Below are 4,103 nucleotides of genomic sequence, written 5' to 3' on the forward strand. Positions count from 1 at the left end.
CGAATATCTTTCACAAGCTGTTCTGCCGGGGCTTTCGCCGGCACGGATTTCTGTCTCATCTGCGCTCCTGAATGGGCTAAGATGAACCAGAAATCTCCCTTCAGAAAATACCCCGATTTGTCTCATGGGCGCTGACGCCGGACACTTTATAGAGACTCCGCCACTTGGGCGATTGGTCACGGTTGTTCTGCCGGTTGGGAAGCCCAACCCGGCAGTTCACCCGCAACAATATACGCCGATGTCATGCCTGCCGTGGAGCTACCGAGCATGACTCCAGATATCGAACTCAACGGAGTTCCGATCGAATTGTCGATGCGCAATTTATCAGAGCTGAGTGCCGACGGGACTGGCACGGGTTGGAAAACCTTAAACTCTCTGGTCCTTGGATACGAAAAGTGGATAGAGGAGCTAGAGAAGGAGTCCACAACGCTCCCTAGTCACTTTGCTACTATTTCGGTGAGCCATATACTTAAATGCAAGTCTTGCTTAATTAGGATGCGGCAGGGAATTGAACTGCTCAAAAATAATTCTGACGCGCGCGATGCTTTCAGGCTAACCAATATCTCGATGCTTCTACAACAGATCACTACCAAGCAATTGATACGCCGACAACTCCACTGGTCCGCCGCTAAGGATCAGGTGGTTCCTAATGGAGAACACAGATCTCCATGGCAAATTTTCAACTCTAATACCGAGGAAACATCACGGTTAGGAAATTGGAGAGCGTTCCAGATAGCTTTTTTACTAATGTCACTTCAGGGCATAACGAATCCAAAGCATGCCGATAGAGAGATCGTAGACCTGATTTGGTTTCCAACGGGCGGCGGCAAGACGGAAGCCTATCTTGCGGTGATCGCCTATTGTATGTTTTTCCAACGGTTCTCAGCCAATGAAGATGACCTGCTACAACGCGATGGCACGAATGTGCTGATGAGATATACCCTCCGAATGTTAACAACACAGCAGTTTCAGAGAGCCGCGAGCTTAATTTGCTGCATGGAATATATTAGACGCAATGCAAGCTCTCACGGACTCAGAGGAATAAGCGGACAGAGGTTTTCGCTGGGCCTTTGGGTTGGTGGCGACGGATCGCCGAATAAAATCAAGGACGCGAGATCCGCACTGGCAGCCTTTAAACGGGGGGATGAGAAGGGAAATCCGCTCATCCTCACAGAATGCCCTTGGTGTAGGGCTGAGATAGGACGATGTGAGGATTCTGCACCAATAAAGATGGATGCAAAGATATGGTCCAAGCTTCGGGTCAAGGGAATTACGGAAAGCGGCACGGAAGGACCATTGTTGCACTGTCCGGATACGGCCTGTGAGTTCGGTAAAGCCAATTATCAGAGCTGGCTACCTGTAGAAGTTATTGATGAAAGAATCTACGAGTCTCCGCCATCATTGGTTATAGCGACCGCGGATAAGTTCGCTATGGCAACCTACCGCCCAAAAGCCGGGGCGCTTTTCGGCAGGAGAGAACTACGCGGAACGGGCACGGTTGAGCAAGTTTCTTATCCACCATCCCTTATAGTTCAGGATGAACTGCATCTAATTTCCGGTCCTTTAGGAACGATGTATGCGCTCTATGAGGGAATCTTTGAGAGGCTTTGTAGTGTACCATCCGATGGTGGAACACTCATTGTTCCGAAGATTATTTCGTCTACCGCTACAATTCGTGGGGCCGCGGACCAAATAAATTCCTTGTACGCGCGATCACAATTGCAATTGTTCCCAAGCCCTGGACTGACAATGGGCGACTCATTCTTCGGTAAATATGCCAAGGACCAAAATGGCCACCTTAAAAGTGGCCGCCTCTACCTCGGCATTCATGCTCCAGATTATGGATCTATTCTGACCACCCAGGTCCGAACCTTTTCATCTTGTCTCTTTCGTCCATGGGAGTTTCAGCCCAATGACAGAGACCCGTGGTGGACGTTACTGGCTTTTTATAATAGCATTCGCGAATTAGGGGGTGCACGGACATTATTCGACTCAGATATACGATCCAGACTGAAATTTATATTCAACCGGGAGGCGTTTGCTCATCAGGATCGAAGAAACCTCCGCATCGTTGAAGAACTGACTAGCCGATTGTCACAGGCTGAAATCGTAGGCATGATGGATCAGTTAGGTCTTCCATATGATGCTCAGAATAACAAATCTACAGTTGATGCATGTCTGGCTTCTAATATTATAGAAGTCGGTGTGGATATCGATCGCCTCTCACTTATGGCAGTGGTAGGACAACCAAAGACAACCGCCACCTATATTCAGGTTACCGGTCGAGTTGGAAGACGTTGGTGGGAACGCCCGGGATTGATTTTAACACTCTATAATCCTTCAAAGAGCCGTGACAGATCCCACTATGAGCAGTTCCAGAGCTATCATCTTCGTCTCTACGAGCGAGTAGAGCCAACTACTGCGACACCATTTGCGACATCTGCAATTTTGAGAGGGCTGGCAGGCGCATTAAGCTGCTGGACGCGCCAATTTTCGCGTGCCCCGGTGTCGAACTATTCTGAATTCGAACTAGAACTTGAATTCGCCTATGATCTATTAAGGAAGCGGTGTGAGAAAGTTCAATCAATCGCGGATCAGGCTAGGTCACTCGACGCACTAGAAAGGGTCTTCAAAGACCTGAAGAAGAAATGGAGCAGCTTCAATCCACAGGAGTGGGAGCATTTTCCCCAACAAATCAGTGGAGAGTACCTAATGTTATGGCCTGGGCAGTTTGCTACTGGGATCCAGAAAAAGCGTGGTTGCGTCATTCCGAGCAGCATGCGGCAGGTCGACAGGAGCGCGGAGCTTGAAATTACTCAAGGCTATGCCTCCGAAGAAAGCGCGTGAAGTTAAGCAATAGACGCGAACTCTGATTTTCCGGCTAGACAGGAGATATCCTCGTGGGCAGCAAGCAGATCAGAACAAATCAGCTAATCGAGCCCTTTGGACCCGGCAGCATCTATACCGATAGCCGCGGTATTCCTCACGTGATTGGCGGCTTGGATTATTGGTTCAAAAGTTGGGACCACACATCCGGGAAGATGGTCGACTGCAGCAATCGCTCAGAGTTTGAGCGCTTCGAGACCCGTCTGTCCGCAATCTTGCACGTAGATCGGTTTTGCCTACCCCCGGATTTCCGTCATGTCCACAAAGGTGACGCAGCTCCTCCCAATGCCGGGCTTCATGTGCCTGCTTTGAGGTTTCCAATTTGGTATAGACATACTGCTACGGGTGTGCTGAAACGTTTTAACCTACATACATTAAAGGTCGACCGCCCTAAGGATGGAGGGAGATGGCAGCCGGTTCGTTTTATATCTGTCTGTTGTGGGGGGCACCTTAATGAGTTCCCTTGGAAGGCTTGGATTGGTTGCCAGTGTTCAGGCGACGGCTCGATGAAATTAACTGACCGCGGCGGATCTGAGCTGACGAGCATAAGAATGCATTGCACGACATGTCCGGAAGGCTCAAGCGGACACAAGGGAAAAAGTCTTGCTCGAACCACCATGGTTCCTAACATTTACAATGGGGAGCATTCCGAATTCCAAAAGGAGGGGATTACCTGCCCTGGAGATCGTCCGTGGCTCGGTAACGATGCAACGCAGACTAGTTGCAACCACCCACTTGTCGCTGCTTTGATAAATCAGACCAACCTCTATTTCCCGCGCACTCTGTCCGCCATATCTCTTCCGGATCTTAAAATTCAAAATTCGAGCGTTATAAAACTTAGAAATGAAATTGAGGCTGTTGAAACGATAACGTTTGCGAAGAGTCTCTGGAGGATGGGAGAGACAATGAAGTCGCAGGCTGTCGCCATGATTAAGGAGGCTCTTCGTAAGCAGGACGTCTCGGGTGACGATAATGAAATTCAGGCGGCGCTAGAGAGCCTTTTTGATGAGAGTGCCCGTAATTTTGCGGCTGGTGTAGATCTTCCTGCCGAAGGAGAGCGGGAGATACTTTCATGTCCGGCGTCAGCGCCCATGAGACAAATCGGGGTATTTTCTGAAGGGAGATTTCTGGTTCATCTTAGCCCATTCAGGAGCGCAGATGAGACAGAAATCCGTGCCGGCGAAAGCCCCGGCAGAACAGCTTGTGAAAGATATTCG

The 4,103-nt window shown here is 49.5% G+C and carries 2 protein-coding genes; both read left to right on the forward strand.

Going from position 1 to position 4,103, the window contains the following annotated elements; all coding sequences use genetic code 11:
- The first annotated feature begins 267 nt into the window (after positions 1-267).
- Positions 268-2,847, forward strand: a complete 2,580-nt coding sequence (locus BM177_RS19060) for a helicase-related protein (protein ID WP_175492713.1) — start codon at positions 268-270, stop codon at positions 2,845-2,847.
- Positions 2,848-2,900: 53 nt separating this feature from the next.
- On the forward strand, positions 2,901-4,103 hold a 1,203-nt coding region (locus BM177_RS19815; RefSeq protein ID WP_210185945.1), incomplete at its 3' end, for a hypothetical protein.

Source organism: Methylocapsa palsarum (assembly GCF_900114285.1).
GTDB lineage: Bacteria > Pseudomonadota > Alphaproteobacteria > Rhizobiales > Beijerinckiaceae > Methylocapsa > Methylocapsa palsarum.